Origin of the sequence: Clostridium sp. HCP1S3_C6 (assembly GCF_052066735.1) — a bacterium.
Classification (GTDB): Bacteria; Bacillota; Clostridia; order Clostridiales; family Clostridiaceae; genus Clostridium.
The window spans coordinates 1-367 of record NZ_JBQHRN010000086.1; the positions used below are offsets into that span (position 1 = coordinate 1).

The following is a 367-nucleotide window of genomic DNA, read 5'->3' on the forward strand; positions in this document are numbered from 1 at the left end:
CATATCAATTATTGATATATCTTCTGCTGTTAGTTGTTTGCAAATACTGGCTAACAAATCAGAGGATATATTTTTTTGTTTCTTTTTTATCTCATTTTTATTTAAGAAAAAGTATTCATAAAGTTGCTTTATAAAATCCGCTATCTGTTCCATTAAATAGTGGCATTTTTGAGCATTTGCATTATGGCTACACGCATGTTCTATATTTCCTTGCCACTTCTTTTGTCTGTTAAATCCTTGATTTTCTATTTTCCAACGTTTCCTTCCGGCTCCGGCTAGTTTAACTGCATTTTTTTCTGTAATTTCAATGCTTGTTATCCACTCAAATGTTGTTGTAATTTCTTTTCCCTTTTTCACTTTTGTTTCT

1 pseudogene is annotated in these 367 nt (G+C 30.5%); it reads right to left on the minus strand.

Annotated features, from left to right (window positions below):
- Positions 1-367 (minus strand): annotated as a pseudogene (locus ACTNAO_RS12875) (transposase); the annotation flags it as partial.